General features: G+C 56.1%; 15 protein-coding genes. 6 read left to right on the top strand and 9 right to left on the bottom strand.

What is annotated here, in order from left to right; all coding sequences use genetic code 11:
• Positions 1 to 205: 205 nt before the first annotated feature.
• Positions 206 to 1,243 carry a Gfo/Idh/MocA family protein gene (locus AC6I8L_RS02115; protein ID WP_058961850.1) on the top strand — a complete coding sequence of 346 codons (1,038 nt, stop codon included), beginning with the start codon at positions 206 to 208 and terminating at the stop codon, positions 1,241 to 1,243.
• A 16-nt stretch (positions 1,244 to 1,259) separates the two neighbouring features.
• On the top strand, positions 1,260 to 2,141 hold the full coding sequence (locus AC6I8L_RS02110; RefSeq protein ID WP_034827178.1) for a sugar phosphate isomerase/epimerase family protein: 882 nt from the start codon (positions 1,260 to 1,262) through the stop codon (positions 2,139 to 2,141).
• A gap of 141 nt (positions 2,142 to 2,282) precedes the next feature.
• On the opposite strand, the gene AC6I8L_RS02105 is transcribed toward AC6I8L_RS02110, so the two are convergent.
• On the bottom strand, positions 2,283 to 3,293 hold the full coding sequence (locus AC6I8L_RS02105; protein ID WP_058961849.1) for a Gfo/Idh/MocA family oxidoreductase: 1,011 nt from the start codon (positions 3,291 to 3,293) through the stop codon (positions 2,283 to 2,285).
• A gap of 100 nt (positions 3,294 to 3,393) precedes the next feature.
• Between AC6I8L_RS02105 and AC6I8L_RS02100 the strand changes: the two genes are divergently transcribed.
• The 3 genes from AC6I8L_RS02100 to AC6I8L_RS02090 all read left to right on the top strand — a co-directional run bounded on the left by AC6I8L_RS02100 (position 3,394) and on the right by AC6I8L_RS02090 (position 5,687).
• Positions 3,394 to 4,413 carry a LacI family DNA-binding transcriptional regulator gene (locus AC6I8L_RS02100; protein ID WP_283216676.1) on the top strand — a complete coding sequence of 340 codons (1,020 nt, stop codon included), beginning with the start codon at positions 3,394 to 3,396 and terminating at the stop codon, positions 4,411 to 4,413.
• A gap of 102 nt (positions 4,414 to 4,515) precedes the next feature.
• On the top strand, positions 4,516 to 5,397 hold the full coding sequence (gene yghU, locus AC6I8L_RS02095) for a glutathione-dependent disulfide-bond oxidoreductase (RefSeq protein WP_038643540.1): 882 nt from the start codon (positions 4,516 to 4,518) through the stop codon (positions 5,395 to 5,397).
• Complete coding sequence (locus AC6I8L_RS02090) at positions 5,397 to 5,687, top strand: DUF1330 domain-containing protein (RefSeq protein ID WP_058961848.1); 291 nt, start codon at positions 5,397 to 5,399, stop codon at positions 5,685 to 5,687. The genes yghU and AC6I8L_RS02090 overlap by 1 nt, the downstream gene beginning before the upstream one ends.
• A gap of 76 nt (positions 5,688 to 5,763) precedes the next feature.
• Here AC6I8L_RS02090 and AC6I8L_RS02085 read toward each other — a convergent pair whose 3' ends face one another.
• The 4 genes from AC6I8L_RS02085 to AC6I8L_RS02070 all read right to left on the bottom strand — a co-directional run bounded on the left by AC6I8L_RS02085 (position 5,764) and on the right by AC6I8L_RS02070 (position 10,209).
• Positions 5,764 to 7,215: a methyl-accepting chemotaxis protein gene (locus tag AC6I8L_RS02085; protein ID WP_058961847.1), complete on the bottom strand. Its 1,452-nt coding sequence runs from the start codon at positions 7,213 to 7,215 to the stop codon at positions 5,764 to 5,766.
• A gap of 207 nt (positions 7,216 to 7,422) precedes the next feature.
• Positions 7,423 to 8,337, bottom strand: coding sequence for a substrate-binding domain-containing protein (locus AC6I8L_RS02080; RefSeq protein WP_058961846.1), 915 nt, complete (start codon positions 8,335 to 8,337; stop codon positions 7,423 to 7,425).
• A 73-nt stretch (positions 8,338 to 8,410) separates the two neighbouring features.
• Complete coding sequence (locus tag AC6I8L_RS02075; RefSeq protein WP_058961845.1) at positions 8,411 to 9,190, bottom strand: TIM barrel protein; 780 nt, start codon at positions 9,188 to 9,190, stop codon at positions 8,411 to 8,413.
• Positions 9,190 to 10,209: a Gfo/Idh/MocA family oxidoreductase gene (locus AC6I8L_RS02070; RefSeq protein ID WP_058961844.1), complete on the bottom strand. Its 1,020-nt coding sequence runs from the start codon at positions 10,207 to 10,209 to the stop codon at positions 9,190 to 9,192. The genes AC6I8L_RS02075 and AC6I8L_RS02070 overlap by 1 nt, the downstream gene beginning before the upstream one ends.
• Positions 10,210 to 10,406: 197 nt before the next feature.
• Between AC6I8L_RS02070 and AC6I8L_RS02065 the strand changes: the two genes are divergently transcribed.
• Entirely contained in the window at positions 10,407 to 12,365 is a 1,959-nt protein-coding gene (locus AC6I8L_RS02065) for a sigma-54-dependent Fis family transcriptional regulator (protein ID WP_058961843.1), read from the top strand.
• 191 nt (positions 12,366 to 12,556) lie between these two features.
• On the opposite strand, the gene AC6I8L_RS02060 is transcribed toward AC6I8L_RS02065, so the two are convergent.
• From AC6I8L_RS02060 to AC6I8L_RS02045, 4 genes are all read right to left on the bottom strand, one after another.
• Positions 12,557 to 13,234, bottom strand: coding sequence for an SDR family NAD(P)-dependent oxidoreductase (locus AC6I8L_RS02060; RefSeq protein ID WP_058961842.1), 678 nt, complete (start codon positions 13,232 to 13,234; stop codon positions 12,557 to 12,559).
• Entirely contained in the window at positions 13,231 to 14,418 is a 1,188-nt protein-coding gene (locus tag AC6I8L_RS02055) for a sialidase family protein (protein ID WP_058961841.1), read from the bottom strand. The genes AC6I8L_RS02060 and AC6I8L_RS02055 overlap by 4 nt, the downstream gene beginning before the upstream one ends.
• A gap of 1 nt (position 14,419) precedes the next feature.
• A complete protein-coding gene (locus AC6I8L_RS02050) occupies positions 14,420 to 15,841 on the bottom strand; it encodes a sodium:solute symporter family protein (RefSeq protein ID WP_058961840.1) in 1,422 nt (473 codons plus the stop codon).
• 254 nt (positions 15,842 to 16,095) lie between these two features.
• Positions 16,096 to 17,001 carry a LysR family transcriptional regulator gene (locus tag AC6I8L_RS02045; protein WP_058961839.1) on the bottom strand — a complete coding sequence of 302 codons (906 nt, stop codon included), beginning with the start codon at positions 16,999 to 17,001 and terminating at the stop codon, positions 16,096 to 16,098.
• Positions 17,002 to 17,072: the final 71 nt, after the last annotated feature.

Below are 17,072 nucleotides of genomic sequence, written 5' to 3'. Positions count from 1 at the left end.
CGTTATCGCAAAAATGAAATGATCCATTTCATTAAATTACCTACCGGAATAAATGTTTGATATTTTCCTGTTCGAGGACAGAGGTGAGGGCTGATGGATTTGCATCAGTAAATCCATAGAGGCGGCGGTCGCGCCTTTCTATAGTGAAAGCGATCTGCCTTATCGGCTCCCGGCACATGAACGACTCAATAATAACGGAGATGATATGTTCCCTCAGACCCTACCTGCACCTCGCCGTCCCCTTGAAAACCAGATCCCCGCGCTGCGCTGGGGCATTATTGGACCCGGCTGGATCGCCGACCACTTTGCCAATGCGTTGCGTCATCATACTCAGCAACAGCTGGTGGCCGTATCGTCACGCAGTCTGGAGAAAGCACAAGCTTTTGCCAGCAAATGGGATATCCCGCACGCCGTTGAAGGCCTTGACGCACTGCTGAGCCGCCAGGACATTGATGTGGTGTATATCGCCACACCGCACAATCATCACTTTCCTGATGGGCTGCGCACGCTGCAAGCGGGCAAGCATGTGCTGATTGAGAAGCCGCTGGCGCTCAATGCACAGCAGGCGTTGCAGTTGCAGCAGGAAGCGCACAAACAACAACGCTTGTGCGTGGAAGCGATGTGGTGTGATTTTGCGCCGAAATACGATGTGATCCGTCAATTACTGGCCGATGGCGCATTAGGAGATGTTCATACATTGATCGCCGATCATGGTGAATATTTCACCCAGGATCACCGCATTTTCAATCTCGATCTGGCGGGCGGGCCGATGCTGGATCTCGGCAGCTATTTGATCGGCTTCAGCGTGCTGGTCGGCGGCGCACCCGACAGCATTGTGGCGCAAGGCCAGCCTGCACCTGGCGGTGTGAATGGGCAAACATCGATGCTGCTGACCCACGGCAACGGCATGCACTCAGTGCTCAACACCACGCTGTTCAGCAACACACCGGGCACTGCCGTGATCGCCGGTCGTGATGCCACGCTTTATCTCGACGGCCAGTTCTATGCGCCGGGCAATTTCCGTCTCACCTCCAGCGATGGCCGCCATACGCTGCGCTGGGAAGAACCGACTAATCGCTATATTCAGCTCTGTCATGAAATCGAACATACCGCCTGGTGTATCCACCAGAGGCTGCTTGATTCGCCTGTCCGTCCGCTGGCCACCTCACTGGCCACGCTGCACGCCATGGATGAAGTCAGGAAGCAGATCGGTGTGGTGTTTAATGAAGAGCGCACCGCTTAACGATCAGGAGAACAACATGAAAATCGCTTTTGATGTGGATGTCATCAGAGAAATGGGCATCACGCGCATGGTGCATCAGGTGGCCGAATGGGGTTATAAGTACATCGAACAATCGCCCCATCCACAGATCAATCCGTTTTATAAACACCCGAAAGCCAGCCGGGAAATCATGCGCGAATACAAAAATGCGCTGAATGCCACTGGCGTGGAAATCTCATCGTTTATCACGGTTTATCGCTGGTCAGGCCCGGACGAGTTGCGTCGTCAGGCGGCGGTGAAGAACTGGAAACGCATGATCGAGATCGCCGTCGAGATGGGGGTGCAGGTGATCAATACCGAACTCTCCGGCAACCCGAACGAGCCGGAGATTTGTGAAGAGATGTTCTATCGCTCGATGGATGAGTTACTGCCGATTATCGAACGTGAAGGTATCCGCGTCGAAATTCAGGCACATCCGTGGGATTTCTGCGAACAAAGCAACGAAACGGCAGATATCGTGAAATCGTTCCGCAGCGATAACGTCAAATACATCTATAGCGCACCGCACACCTTCTACTACGACAAAGGCGTGGGCGATGTGAAAAACATGCTGCACTACGCGGGCGACGATCTGTCGCATATGTTGATTGCCGATACCATGAACCACACCAAGCACTGCCGCTATATCGTCAACCCACCGGGTGTCGATGCTACCATCCACCAGCACGTGGCGGTGGGTGAAGGGGAAGTGAACTTCGATGCGCTGTTTGAAGCGCTGCGCGAGATGGATTTCGCCAACCGCACCTATAAAGTCGGGGGAGAGTCGATTATCTCGGCGGCGTTGTTTGGCTATCCTGAGAAGATGAAATATCAAGCAGTGGAAACACGTGAATTAATTGAGCGTGAACTGCTGAAGTAGCGCGGCTAACGGCTAATAATTTCCCCCTCTTCCGTCGCGAGAGGGGGAATACATCGTGCCAATATTTAATCTATGAGCGGGGAAAACGCTCTGCCCATCGACACGCTCCCCCACCTGCGGGAGAGCGTTGGGATAACGGCATCAAATTGCCACCCACTCCACTTCGACAAATTCACCCCGCGTCAGTGATTGCTGTGCCGCCTCGGCAATCGCCTGCGCGCGCAGCCCGTCGATCAATCCCGGCAGCCCCTCGATTTTCTCTCCGCCGATATGACGCACAAACGCATCCAGATGGGTGTAATACGTCTCTTTCACCCGACTAAACCAGTCGGGATACAAGCCGGGCTGAGTGATGCCTTTGCCCTGATAAAGGGTCGCACCGCGCGATGACTGGCTCTCTGAAGCCAGCATCCCTTCACTGCCCATCACGCTGATGCGTTCGTCGTAGCCGTAAGCCGTACGCCGGGTGTTATCCAGCTGCGCCAAAGCGCCCTGCTGCATACGCATGATCAGCACCGAAGTATCGACATCAAAATCACGGATCTCCGGCATCGCCAATGCGGCACCGAGTGCGCCAACGGTGCTGACTTCATCTTCTGTCAGCCAGCGCAGCAGATCAAAAAAGTGGATCGCCTGATCGCGCATTTGGCCGCCAGAAGCTTGCAGATAACTGATCGGCGGTAATTCTGACGCGCGGCACACCATCTGAATCAGCTCAGTGCGGCCAATCAGCCCCTGTTTGAGCTGGGATTTAAGTTGCTGATGGCTGTGGTCAAAACGACGGTTAAAGCCGACGGTAACGGGAACCTGCACCGGAGTGATTTTTTCCACGACTTCCCGCGCGCGCTGCAACGACAGGTCGATCGGTTTCTCGCAGTACACCGCTTTGCCCGCCAGCACCGCCTGCTCCAGCAGTTCGGCATGGGTTGGCGTAGCGCTGGCGATCAGCACCGCGTCGATCCCATCACTGCTCAGCGCCTGCTGCACGCTGGCCGCTTTTGCGCCATAGCGCTGTGCCACCGCTTCGGCACGCGACGCATCGATATCACACACCAGCGCCAGCTCAACGCCGGGATGCGCTGCCAGGTTGGCAGCGTGCACCTGGCCGATAAATCCACTGCCAATCAAGGCAAAACGTTGCGGAGTCCGCATTTTAACGCTCCTTTTGTTCACACTTCGGAATAGCCGATGTTGTCAAAATAGCGCTTTCTGGCAGGCTAGCTGTACGCGGTTTTTGATGGAATTACCTCAGATGAAAGCACTGACGCTGGCGGAGCTGGCGAAGCAAGTAGGCGTGGGCGTGGCCACGGTTGATCGGGTACTCAACGATCGCGGTGGTGTGTCCCCGGCGATGACAAAAAAAATTCTGCAGGCGGCGCGGGATGCGGGTTTGAAGCGTATTTTGCCAGAGGAGCATCGCCATAGCTGGCAGATCGAAGTGCTGCTCAGCGGCAACGGCTCGTTCTTCTTCCAGCAGCTGGCACAGGACTTTGCCCGACTGGCTGATGAGCTGGGCTATCGTCGACTGCGCCTGCATCGCACGTTGATCCCGGAAAACGCCCCCGAGAAGCTGGCGGCACACATTGCGGCCAGTAGTAAGAAAATGGATGCGCTGATCGTTTTCGCCCATGAAAATCCGCTGATTTATGATGCCTTAGCGGCGTGTCAGGCGCGCGGCGTACCGGTGATCACTATGGTGACGGACCTGCCCAATGCGGCACGCCTGTGTCATGTCGGCATCGATCAATACAAAGCCGGACGCACCGCCGGGTTGATGCTTGGCAGTATGATCAATGCACCGGGCGATGTGGTGCTGGTGAGTGGCCGCGCAGATTACTCAGCACATCGTCAGCGCATTGAAGGTTTTCAAGCCGTGCTGGCGGAGCGTTTCCCGCAGCTGCGTCTGCGGGAAATTCTTGCCGGTCAGGATGAACGCGATCGCATCAGCCGTCTGCTGGAGAAAACCCTGGCCGGATCGCAAAATATCGTCGGACTCTACAACACCGGCCTCGGCAATACGCAGATTCACGAAGCGCTGGCGCGCCATCGACTCGGCGGCAAAGTGGTGTACGTGACGCATGAACTTTATGCCACCACGCGCCAGCTTTTTGAGAAGCGCGTGCTGACGCTAACACTCGATCAAAACACCCTGCGCCATGCTCAGCTGGCGCTGACCTTATTGCTAAAACATCTCGAAGAGGGTGAACAGCCTGACACCTACCAGTCCGGCAAAGTCGACTTTATGCTGTTTACGCAAGAGAACTTCGCATAATCACACTTTGCATCTCACCGCCAGCGCGGTTAAATCGCCTTCATCTGTCGCTGCTACACTCAGTAGCAGCAAAAAACGCAATCACAACAAGGCGAAATCATTATGTCGGAAAATCAGTATCAGCCCGCGAAAGTCTGGACCTGGGACCCGGAAGCCAAAGGTAACGGCGCAAAAACCAACCGTCCGTTCGCCGGGCCGACGCATGAGAAGACCCTGCCGGTGGGCAAACATCCGCTGCAGCTCTATTCGCTCGGTACGCCAAACGGCCAGAAGGTCACCATCCTGCTGGAAGAGTTGCTGGCCGTCGGGGCTAAAGAAGCCGAATACGATGCCTGGCTGATTCGCATCGGTGATGGCGATCAGTTCTCCAGCGGTTTTGTTGACGTGAACCCGAACTCCAAAATTCCGGCACTGAGTGACCACTCAGTGACGCCACCGCTGCGCGTGTTCGAATCAGGCAACATCCTGCTGTATCTGGCCGAGAAATTTGGTCACTTCATCCCGGCGGATATTGCAGGCCGCACCGAAACCCTGAACTGGTTGTTCTGGCTGCAGGGCTCTGCACCTTACCTAGGCGGCGGCTATGGTCACTTCTATTTCTACGCACCAGAAAAAATCGAGTACGCCGTCAACCGCTTCACGCTGGAAGCCAAGCGTCAGCTGGATGTGCTGGATCGTCAGCTCGCCAATAACCGATTCCTCGCCGGTGAGGAATACACCATCGCCGATATCGCCACCTGGCCGTGGTACGGCAACCTGGTGCTGAACAACATCTATGGCGGCGGCGAGTTCCTTGATGTGCAGTCGTACAAAAACGTGGTGCGCTGGGCTAAAGAGATCGCTGAGCGTCCAGCGGTGATTCGGGGTCGCAAAGTGAATAAGGCATTTGGTGCCGAACCACAGGATCAACTGCTGGAACGCCACGATGCCTCTGATTTCGATACCAACACCGAAGACAAACGTCAGGCGCGAGGAGAGCAGTAATGGCCGCTTATGTGGTGATGATTAAAGACGAAACGCTGGATAAAGATGAGCTGGCGACCTACGCGCAGAAAGCCGATGAGGCACGCGGCGATCATCAGATCACGCCGCTGGCATTTTATGGCGATCTTGAAGTGCTGGAAGGCCGTGAGGCGGAAGGCGTAGTGGTGCTGGAATTTGCGGATATTGATGCAGCAAAAGCCTGGTACCACAGCCCGGCGTATCAGGAAGCGAAAGCCCATCGGGTCAAAGGCGCGAACTATCGCGTGTTACTGGTCAAGGGTGTGGCTTAACCTGCCAACAGGGGCGCACTTCATTCGGTGCGCCCTGCCAGCCAGAGAAGTCGTGATTTATTCGTCTCGCCGGTGATCACTCCAGCCTGAATAACGCAATCGCCTGCTGTAATTGGTTGGCCTGCTGTTGCTGCTGATGCGCCACCTGCAAGGTTTCGGCCACATGCTGAACGTTGTGATGCACGCTGTGATCGATGCTATTAATACTCTGCTGAATCTGCTCGATGCTTAAATTCTGCTGCTCACTCATCTCAGACAGTTCGGTGACCAGCTGTGACAATCCGCTGATGCTGCTGTGAATCGCGCACATGGTCTGCGCTGCATGCTCAATCTGCACCCTTCCATGCTCGGTGCTCTGGCTGCTGGTATCCATCAGTTGGCGAATTTCGCGGGCGGCATTCTCGCTGCGCATCGCCAGGTTGCGCACTTCGCTTGCCACTACGGCAAAACCGCGCCCCTGACTTCCGGCGCGCGCCGCTTCTACTGAGGCGTTCAGTGAAAGAATATTGGTCTGGAAAGCGATACCGTCGATCAATGCTAAAATCACTTTCACCCGCTGTGACTCTTCGCTGATTTTCGCCATTGAGCCCATCGCCGACTGAATATTTTCCTCTCCGCGCGTCGCCACCGCGCGCGTGTCCCGCGCTAACGCGCTTGCGCTCTGCGCTTTATCACGCGTTAAGCTGGCGGCGATGCTGATTTCCGTCATCGCACTGGCCGCGACTTCCAGTGCCTGCGCCTGTTCATCGGTGCGGGTTGAAAGGGCGGCGTTGCGTTGCAAAATACTCTCAGACTCAGTCAGCAAGGCACTCACGCCAAGGCTCACCTGATGGAGCGTGCCATGCATGGTGCCTAATGTGGTACTGAAAGTACGTGCGAACGGGGTTTCGCTCTGCTGGGTATCCGCATTCAGCGTCAGATATCCGGCCTGCCGGTTGATCTGTGATGCCAGCTCTGCCACTTCGCTTGCGGAACGTGCATCGGCGGCCATCTGACGCGCAATCACCAGCAAGATGGCGGTCTGCGCCACCACAAACAGGGCATGGAACAGCACCATATCCCAGCCCGGATGATGGAACACCACCACGCCAAACAGATCGTTTTCCTGCAGATAATTAAACAGAATGTGATGCGTGGCCGCTGCTGCCGCGCCCATCAGCAGCGGGCGGATGTCGCGCCACGCCAGCAGTACCGACATCAACACAAATACTGAGAAGTGATATTCGGTTTCACCACCGCCGAGTTGAATCAGTAAACCTGCCCAGCCGATCAACAGGGCTGAGAGCACCAACCTTGAAGTCAGCGTGCCGCGCAGGACGGTGCCAAAGAAGGTCGACAGCAGTGCCAACGCAAGGCCAGCAATCAGCGCTACGGTTAAACTGTCATTCATCCACCCAACGCCGAGTGCAATCGGCCACAATCCCCAGTTGAGGATCACCGCAAGGCTATCTGCGCGCTGTGCAATACGTCGCAGCGAAACCATCTCCACCGGCGCGGCATCCGGGCCTGACAAGGGCGTTGCGATCATGGCAATTTTCCACACCAGAGGTTGATTAAGATGCCCAAACGTCAGGGCAAAATGCTCAGACTGAGTGGTGAAATTATCGGCGCGTTAATGGGAAAGTTTAGGACCGTGAATAATTGAAAGAGAAGGATGTGAGCAGGTTCACTTGAATGCGATGATTTCCCGGGCAGCACAGGCGCAACGTCGTGCGCCTGTGCCATGACGCTCAACTTACTTTGCAGCAAACTGCGCGTAGTTTTCCGGAGTGATGGTCTGATACGGCACCCAGTTGTACTCCTGCACTTTCTGTTTATCCAGCAGTGCCTTCGTCACCTGTACTGCACCGGTTGCCTGACCTTTAGCGTCCTGGAAAATGGTCAGTGTCATCTTGCCGTTCTTCACAAACTGCTGTCCATCAGGCGTGCCATCGATTCCCGCGACCAGAATCTTTTCATTTTTCGCCTGACTGAGCGCCATGATGGCACCAATCGCCATTTCATCATTGTTAGCGGCAATCGCATCGATCGGACGCTGGTTCAGCAACCAACTCGATACCACATCCACGGCTTCATTGCGCTGCCACTTGGCGGTCTGCTTCTCGATCACTTTCATGTCTTTATATCTGGCGATCACCGCTTCAACTGCACGGGTGCGCTCACGCGCTTCTTCATTGGACAGTGCGCCCATCAGAATCGCCACATTGCCTTTGTAATTCATCTTCTTCGCTAACGCTTCCATCTGCATCTCACCGCCCAATGCAGAGTCAGAACCCACATAAGCCATGTCGCCCGGCAGTTTCACTTCTGGCTTACGATTGACGAAAATCAGCGGGATATTGGCGTTTTTCGCGGCGGTGATCATCGGCAACACGCCCTGCGTATCGACGGGATTAAGGATGATGGCGTCCACGCCCTGGTTAATAAAATCATCAACCTGCTGCACTTGTAGTGCCACATCTCCTTTGGCATCCACGAACTGGCCGTTGAGCTGATTGGCCATTAACTCTGCCTGCATCTGCGTACGCAGAATCGAGACAAAGTTAAGGTCGAAGTTAGCCAGCGCGACGCCGACGGTGAAAGTTTTCGCACTGACGCTCAAACTCAGCAGCAGCGAGCACAGACAAAGCACGATGTTTCGGATGTTCATGAGGTGATTCCTGTAGGTTGAGGTTTTATTGTTATGACGCCGGGCAACAGGCAAATACCCGGCGGTAAAACGCTTAAATCGTGAAGTGATCGCGGAACTGCTCTAGCGCAGCGGTGCTGTCACCACTGGCCCAGCCCTCCATCGCTACCGTGCCGCCGTAACCCACTTCCTGCAGCGCGCGCGCGATAGCACGATAGTTGATCTCGCCGGTGCCCGGCTGCTGGCGGCCCGGGACGTCCGCCACCTGAACTTCGCCAATCGCGGAACCGCTGCGGCGAATCAGCTCAATCAAATTGCCCTCGCCAATCTGCGCGTGATAAAGGTCGAGATTCATCTTCAGCGCCGGGCTGTTGACCGCTTCCACCAGTGCCAGGGTATCGGCAGCCAGCGCAAACGGGGTGCCGGGATGATCGACCGGCAGGTTGAGGTTTTCGAGGGTGAACACGCGCCCGGCGCGCTCGCCCAGTTGCGCCACTTTGCGCAAGGTATCGACCGCTTTCAGCCACATCGCACCGGTTACCACTTCCACAGGTTTGACCGGCAAGCCTTTGTCATCCAGCCCGGTGCCGTGCAGATTTAATCCCGGGCAGTTAAGCCGTTCAGCCACCGCCAGCGAGGCTTCAGCACTTTGCAGCAGCTGCTGGATCTCGTCATCGTCGGTGAGATTGCCGGTGAGATAGCCGGTCATGGAGGTGAATCGCGCACCTGTGGCGACCAGCGCATCAATGTCTTTATTGGTCCATCCCCAGATTTCGACGCCAAACCCCAGCGCGTGAATGCGTTTCACACGCTCGACGAAAGGCAGATCGAGGAACACCATCTCGGCACAAACTGAGAGTTGATAAGCAGCCATTAGCGCGCTCCCACTTTGACAGGCAGGTTGTGGGTGACCGATTCAATACAGGCCAGCGCAATCTCCAGCGCATTGCGCGCGTCTTCGCCGGTGGCGCGCGGTGTTTCACCGGTGCGGATACAGCGGGCAAACTCGATCATTTCCGCCACATAAGCTTCGCGCAGCAGATCCGAATCCATGCGCGAGGTCTCCATGCTGATGCCGCTGGCGCTGTAGCGCACACAGTTAGAAGAGGTGATATGGCCCGCCTGCAGCATCCCTTTGCTGCCAAACACTTCGCCGCGCACGTCATAGCCGTACACTGCCTGGAAGTTGGCTTCCGCAATGGCTATCGCTCCGTTATCAAAGCGAATGGTCACCACCGAAGTATCCAGTAAGCCTTTATCTTTGAAGTCCGGGCGCACCAGCGCATCGGCGATGGCATACACTTCCACCGGCTTCGCCCCGTGGTTGAAATGCAGCAGGGTGTCAAAATCGTGGATCAGCGTTTCGAGATAAATGGTCCACTGCGGGATGCGCGACGGATCGTGCAGCGCCGGATCGCGCGTTACAGAACGGCTCAACTGCGTAATACCGTTCTCGCCTGCCTTCACTGCCGCAATCGCCGCCGCAAAACCCGTATCGAAACGGCGATTAAAGCCCACCTGCAACACTACGCCTGCGCTTTTGGCGGCGGCAATCGCGCGGTCAGCTTCCTCCAGCGTGACCGCCATTGGCTTCTCACAAAATACGTGCTTACCGGCATTCGCAGCGGCAATCACCCACTCGGCATGGGTGCGAGCGGGCGCCGCAATGGCAATCGCATCAATTTCAGGATCGAGTAGCAGCGCATGCAAATCGCTATAGGCTTTCGCGACACCCAGCTTGCTGGCGAGCTTTTCCGCCGCACCGGGCTGCGGATCGGCGACGGCTGCCAGCGTGGCGCCGGGGACGCGATATGCCAGATTCTCGGCGTGGAAGCTGCCCATTCGCCCTGCGCCAATCAGACCAACACGTACCGGTTGAAGATGAAATGTCATAAATCATTCCTTACTGTTTTGGATATGTTCGTTCGGGACAGGTGAGATAGGCATTTCATTGCAATCCAGATGCCAACTAAAAAGGGGCAATTTATGTGAGGAACCACACAGCGTTGCGCTTTGAATTGGTCATAAACTTTACATGTCAACTTCACATGTCAATAAAATGGACATTCCAGATTGACCAGGAGCCTCTGATGCGCGCCAGCGAACGTTTGCCGTTTAAAGATGAAAGCGACCCGATTTTCAGCCTGCCGGAAGGGGCTGAAGCGGGCGAATGGGATACCTTGCTCTGGCAGGGCTGGCACAGCTTTGTCCGGGGGGAACAACCGGGCTGGATGCGGCGCAGTATCTTGCAGTCATGGCAGCGATCGCAGCAGCGCGCCATCGATCCACACACCTTCATCTACACTTCGCCTCCTGCGGATGAGCTGAAGGTCATCCTGGCGCACAATGCCGAGCTGATTGCGGTGGCGCGTAACGTAATGGAAAACCTGCTGGCCTATAACCCGGATGGCCATATCAACCTCACCGACGCGCAAGGTGTCACGCTGCATTTTTGCGGCGCTGATTTGACGCCGATTGGTAGCATCCTGAGCGAAGAGGTGCTCGGCACCAACTGCACAGCTCGTTGCCTGATTGAGCAACGGCTGGTGTATGTGTTGAGCGGTGAAAACTGGAAGATCGATCTGCGTAAGCGCCACTACCAGTGCGCAGCCGCGCCGATTCGAGATGCCAGCGGCCAACTGCTCGGCGTGCTCACACTCACCGCCACACCGGATAACTTTAATGCGCACACGCTGGGCACGGTACAGGCCGCTGCAGAAGCGGTGGGACAACAATTAATGTTGCGCAGTTTGCTGGCAGAACAACAGTCGATCCTGGAAACCCTGAATGAGGGCGTGATCGTCTGCGATCGCCACGGACGGATCAAAACGTTAAACCGCTATGCGCGGCAGATCTTTAGTGGTCTCGATCCTCAAGCCGGGCCGATTGATGTGTTACTGCAACCCCAGGGAGGATCGCTGCTGACCATGCCATTCTGTAATGACCGTGAGTTGCAGTTTATCCCGGACGGCGTGCAGCCCCTCTCCTGTCTGATTTCATTGATGCCGGCACCCGATGGTGGACGTGTGCTGTCTCTGCGCGAGAACCAGCGCATCCGGGCGATTACGCGGCAGGTAATGGGCGTCAGCGCCAGTTATACCTTTGAGATGATTCGCGGCCACGCTCCGCGCGTGCAGCAAGCCATTCAGAAGGCACGCGCCAGCAGCCGCACAGATAGCACCGTGCTGTTAAGCGGTGAAAGCGGCACCGGCAAGGAGCTGTTCGCGCAGGCGATCCATAACGCCAGCCCACGACATCAGGAGCCCTTTATCGCCCTCAACTGCGGCGCCCTGCCGCGTGACCTGGTGCAGAGCGAACTGTTTGGTTATGTCGATGGCGCATTCACCGGCTCCCGGCGCGGCGGCTCAGCGGGAAAATTCGAGCTGGCGGATGGCGGTACGCTGTTTCTGGATGAAATTGGCGAAATGCCGCTGGAGGCGCAAACCAGCCTGCTGCGCGTATTACAAGAGAGTGAAGTGGTGCGTATTGGCGCCGCGCATCCGCTGAAGGTCAATGTGCGCATTATTGCCGCCACGCACTGTAATCTGCTGGATGCGGTGGAAAAAGGCGCCTTTCGCCGCGACCTGTATTACCGTCTTAACGTGATTTCATTAGCCATTCCGCCGTTGCGAGAACGTCAGGAAGATATTCCAGGTCTGGTGAATACGTTTATTCAGGCGCTCTGTACCCGCTTGAAACGTATCGCGCCGCAGGTGTCGTCTGAAGCCATGCACTGCTTGCAGACGTGGCACTGGCCGGGCAACGTGCGTGAACTGGAGAACCTGGTCGAACGCATGGTGAATTTGTGTGAAGGGCTGGAGATTGGCAAGCCGGATTTGCCGGAAGAGATGACGCAGCGCGTCTCGCCGCCACAATCCAGCGTTTTAACATCATTGCAGGAGAATGAGCGTCAGCATGTATTGCAGGTGGTGAGTGAGCAGAAAGGCAACCTGCGCCAGTCAGCACAGCAACTGGGGATTTCACGTACCGCGCTGTATAACAAACTGAATGTCTGGCAGGTGGATGTCACGGCCTTGCGAAGGAGATAGGTTAAAAAGGGTTCATGTGCTTCCTTTAGCCCACCCGCTCTCGTCCCAACACTCCCTGAATCCCGGACGGGATTCAGGGAAGACGGATGAGGGGGAGCATATTGACCGCTATCTACAATGACGCTCTACCGCAAATCATTCACTCTTGCCCGGTGATTGCATCAGCTGCGGATAACAACACGAATCGCTATCTACAACGACGCTCCACCGCAGATAACCAATTCCTGCCCGGTTATTGCATCAGCAGCGGGGGACAGCACAAAACCCGCCAGCGCCGCCACTTCCTCCGGCTTGATGTAGCGCCCAATGGGCGGCAGCTTGGGTGGTGAACTGGCACGGCCAGGTTGCAGCAACATGGGCGTTTCAGTGGCACCGGGCGCGATCACATTCACGGTGATCCCCTGCGGCGCTAATTCAGCCGCCCAGCTGCGCGCCATCCCAACCATTGCCGCTTTGGTGCTGACATACTGGCTGCGATGAGCGGCGCCGCGTGAAGTGCGACTGCCGATCAGCAAAATACGATCGCCCTGCGTCATCTGCGGCTGCAACGCGTTCGCCATGATCTGCGCCACCTGCACATGCAGATACCACAGGCGCGCGCTCTGCTCCTCATCGAGATCGCCGAGCGGCGCTGCCGCCATCATGCCTGCGGCATGCACCAGCGCATCCACCTTTGGCAAAGCGGCCAGCGCCTGCTTCAGCAAACTGGCATCGAACAGATCCACGCTCACCGAGGTAAAGCCCGGATGATCTTTCTTGACCAGTGTGCGACTGAACCCCGTCACCTGCCAGCCCTGCGCCAGCAGATGATCAGCAATCGCCGCGCCAATACCTGAACTGACACCCGTGACCAGCGCGTGTCGACTCATTTTTCGCCCCTCACCCACGCTTCGTTAACGCGGACGTACTTAATCGCCTGACGGAAATAGGTGTAGGCGATATGCAGTGCGCCGTCCTCACTCTGCTTGATGCTGGGATAGGAGAACTCACGGTTGAGTTTCTGCTGCGAATTGTTGGTCATGCAGTAGCCGTCGCCTTCATCGAGATGACGCTGCCACGGCCAGCTTTTGCCGCCGTCTGGGGAGATGGCCAGCGTCATCGGTGCGCGCGGTGCGCCCCAAAATGCGGTGCGTCCGCTATGCACCACCGGTTCAGCGGCCACCGCCACATCGTCATCCTCATCTTCGATTTCGTCATACAGTGACAGGCGACGCTCGCTGGCATCTTTGGCGCTCATGGCGTTGAACACCAGCGCCAGATGGCCGTTGTTCAGCGTGGTCACCTGAATTGAGGAGTTGTTGTTGGGCAGTTCCGTCGCCACCGGCGCACTCCAGCTTTCACCACCGTCAACAGAACGACTTTGGTAGATAAAGTCTGCCCAACGGCTGCGATACAGCGCCAGTAAGCTACCATCCTGCAATAAAGTAATGTTCATGTGCACGCAGCCGAGGCTATCCGGCACCGCCACATCTCGCCAGCTTTTGCCTTTATCGCTGGAGATTTTTACCGCGCTAATGTCGTCATTACCGACCCATTTTACGCCCGGCTGAGTGCGGCAATAGAACACCGGCAACAGCCAGTTGCCATTCGGTAACACCGTAATCGGCTGGCGAATAAAGGTGCCGGGCTGATCGAGCAGCGTGTCGATGGCGCTCCAGCTGCGGCCAAAATCGCGTGACTGGCGATAGCGCACAATCGCCGTGTCCTGATTACCGGACTTCTGCGCTGTCCATAACAGCCACAATATCTGGTCAGGATCGAGGAACAGCACCGGATTCTGCTCAGAGCGCGTCGAATCATCAGAAAGTTTCTGCGCCTCACTCCACTGGCTGCCACCTTGTTCCAGGCGCGAGCACCACACGGAGATATCGGCAATCCCTTCCTGCGTGCCACCAAACCAGACACACAGCAGGTCGCCGTTGGGCAGCGGCAGCAGATTAGCGGCATGATTCTGCGGACAGACCGAAGGCAGCATCGCCGTGAGCTGCTGCGCATCCCGCGCGTGCGGATGAAGGTTACCGTTACGTTCGACGGTAATCGTTGAATCGGTCATATCAGGCTCCACTGTTTTGCATTGAAGATTTTGGTGCTTTTTTGTCGTGCGTTTGTGCCGAAGGGATCAGGCGATCAATCACCATGATCGCTGCAGGCGTAATCAACGCCACGTACATATTGTTGATGCCGAACGGATCGCCGAGCAGATACCAGACGGTGGTGACCACGCAGGCCCCAATCAGACCGGCATTCGCCCCGCGGGTACTCTTATAGAACGGCAGGTAGAAGGCAATAATCGCCACCACCGAGATCGACAGACGAATCGCGCGGGTGAAGAAGGAGAGCTTCAGCACCTCGGGGACGAACAGCACCAGGATTAACGGCAGGAAACCAATCAGCAGCGACAGCCAGCGCGTCATACGGAATTCACGTTCTGGCGTTGGGTTGCGATACGGCACATAGAAATCTTTCACCACCAGCGAGGCAATCGCCAGCGCCACGGTACTAACACTGACGAAGATGGAGGCCACCAGCGAGGTGGTCACAATCCCCGCCAGCCATGGGCTCATATCCTGCAGGAACACCGGCAGTGCATACAGGCTTTTGATATCCGGATGCAGGTACTTCGCCGCCACGCCAATCAACGCAATGGCAATCGCAATCGGCATGCAAAAGAAGAAGGCAACCCAGGTTGCACGCTTAGCGGATGCGGCACTTTTGGTGGAAGCGATGGCCTGAATCACAAACTGGGTGCAGAAAATCGAACCGATGGTGCCAATCATCCAGGCAAATATGGTGCTGGCCCCAATGTTACCGTCCCACGTCCAGTAGAAATGCGGCATCTCTTTGATCATCGGGCTAACGCCGCCGGTCATATGCAGTGCGACGCCGAGAATGATCAGGATACCGATATATTTCAGCCCGCTGTGCAGCAGCGTGACCCAGGCAATGCCCTTCATGCCACCGAACATAAAGTAGAAGGTACTGACGATTGCGGTGATCACGGCCGCCGTGGTGAGATCGAGGTTCAACACGGTCGAGATCGCCGCTGCGCCGCTCACATAGTTCCCCACGTTCACCAGCAGCAGCGCATAGATCATGATGAGGGAAATGATGTTCTTGGTTGAGTTGCCGTACCGTTCGGCAATCGCACCCGAAATGGTGATTTTGCCAGTGTTATAGATGCGCTTAACCAGCAGGAATCCAAACAGCGGGAAGCCAATCGCGGCACCAATCACCGACCAGGATGCGGCAAACCCACCTTCAAACGCCGCCTGGGCGGTACCAATGGTCGATTTTGCGCCAATGTACTCAGACATTAACATCACACCCACAACAAAAGCCGGCATCACGTTGGATCCCGCCATAAAGTCGCCGCTGTTTTTACTGCGCAGATGCCAGGTCAGCCAGGTGGTAAACAGAATATACGCGATGACGATCCCGACAATAATCATCATCCCTTCTGCAGAAAACTGTTTCATTTTAGCCTCATTGATAACGTAGGGTCGTGGCCTGCGCTGGGCTTCACGCTTGCCGTTAATGAGGTTGCCTGTTTTGTTATTTTAGTGTCTGTGCACAAAGGCAACCCTGTTTATGCTCATTGATTTATTTCACTCACATGAGAAAGAATTCACGCATAAGCAGGGCAATTTATAGGCTAAATAGCCAATGATTTGTTTGATCATGCTCACAAACAGTCAATGATGATTATAAATAATCAAATATTATTTAATAGTTACAAGGCGGACTGCAAAAAATCCACAAAGGCGCTAATGCGGGCGAGTAACTGACGCTGTGGCCGCCATACGGCAAAAATATCCCCGTCCGCGCTGCTCCATGCGGGCAGCACATGCAGCAGATCGCCGCGTTCAATCATGTGCTGGGCATCCCACCAGGAACGCAGCAAAATGCCGTGCCCATCCATCGCTAACTGCATCGCCACTTCGCCATCGTTGGTGATCAGGCTGCCCTGCACTTTTTGCGTCACCTGCTGCTGGCCATCACTCAATCGCCACAATGCGAAATCGCTTTCGTACTGGCGTAGCAAAATACAGTTGTGCTGCGCCAGCGCCGCAATACTGTCAGGCAGGCCGTGACGTTGCGCATAAATCGGGGCGCAGCATAGCACGCGGGGATTGGTGCGTAACTTGCGCGCGATGAGTCGCGCATCGGGCGGTTCGCCAATACGGATATCAATGTCGATGTGCGAATCGATGAAATTCAGTGGCTGGCTGCTGAGTTGTAATGATAACGAGACTTCAGGATGCAGCGCAGCAAAACGGGACACGCAGGGGGCAACATGGCGGCGACCAAATCCAAACGAGGCGTTAATGTTCAGGCTGCCACGCAGCACCGCCGCCTGACTGCTCACCGACTCCTCCAGTTCTGCCAGTTGATCCAGCAACGGGCGAGCCCCTTCCAGATAGCGTTTTCCTTCAGCGGTGAGCTCCAGCCGCCGCGTGGTGCGTTTAAGCAGTTGCACCCCCAGACGCTGTTCAAGGTGGCTGAGACGTTTGCTGACGGCGGGCAGCGACAACCCCAGTTCACGCGCCGCAGCGGTTAAACTCTCCAGCGCGGCGACGCGCACAAAGAAGGCCAGATCGTCGGTGGAGGTGCGCGATTCTCTACTTTTATTCAACATTGGCTTGCCGCTCAGGCTAATTATTTCCCGGTGATGCATGGTTATACTGCGTTCAGAACATCAACAGCAAC

It is taken from the genome of Type-E symbiont of Plautia stali (assembly GCF_059731115.1).
The sequence above is the reverse complement of the archived record's forward strand: the minus strand, read 5'-3'. Positions and strand labels throughout refer to the sequence as shown.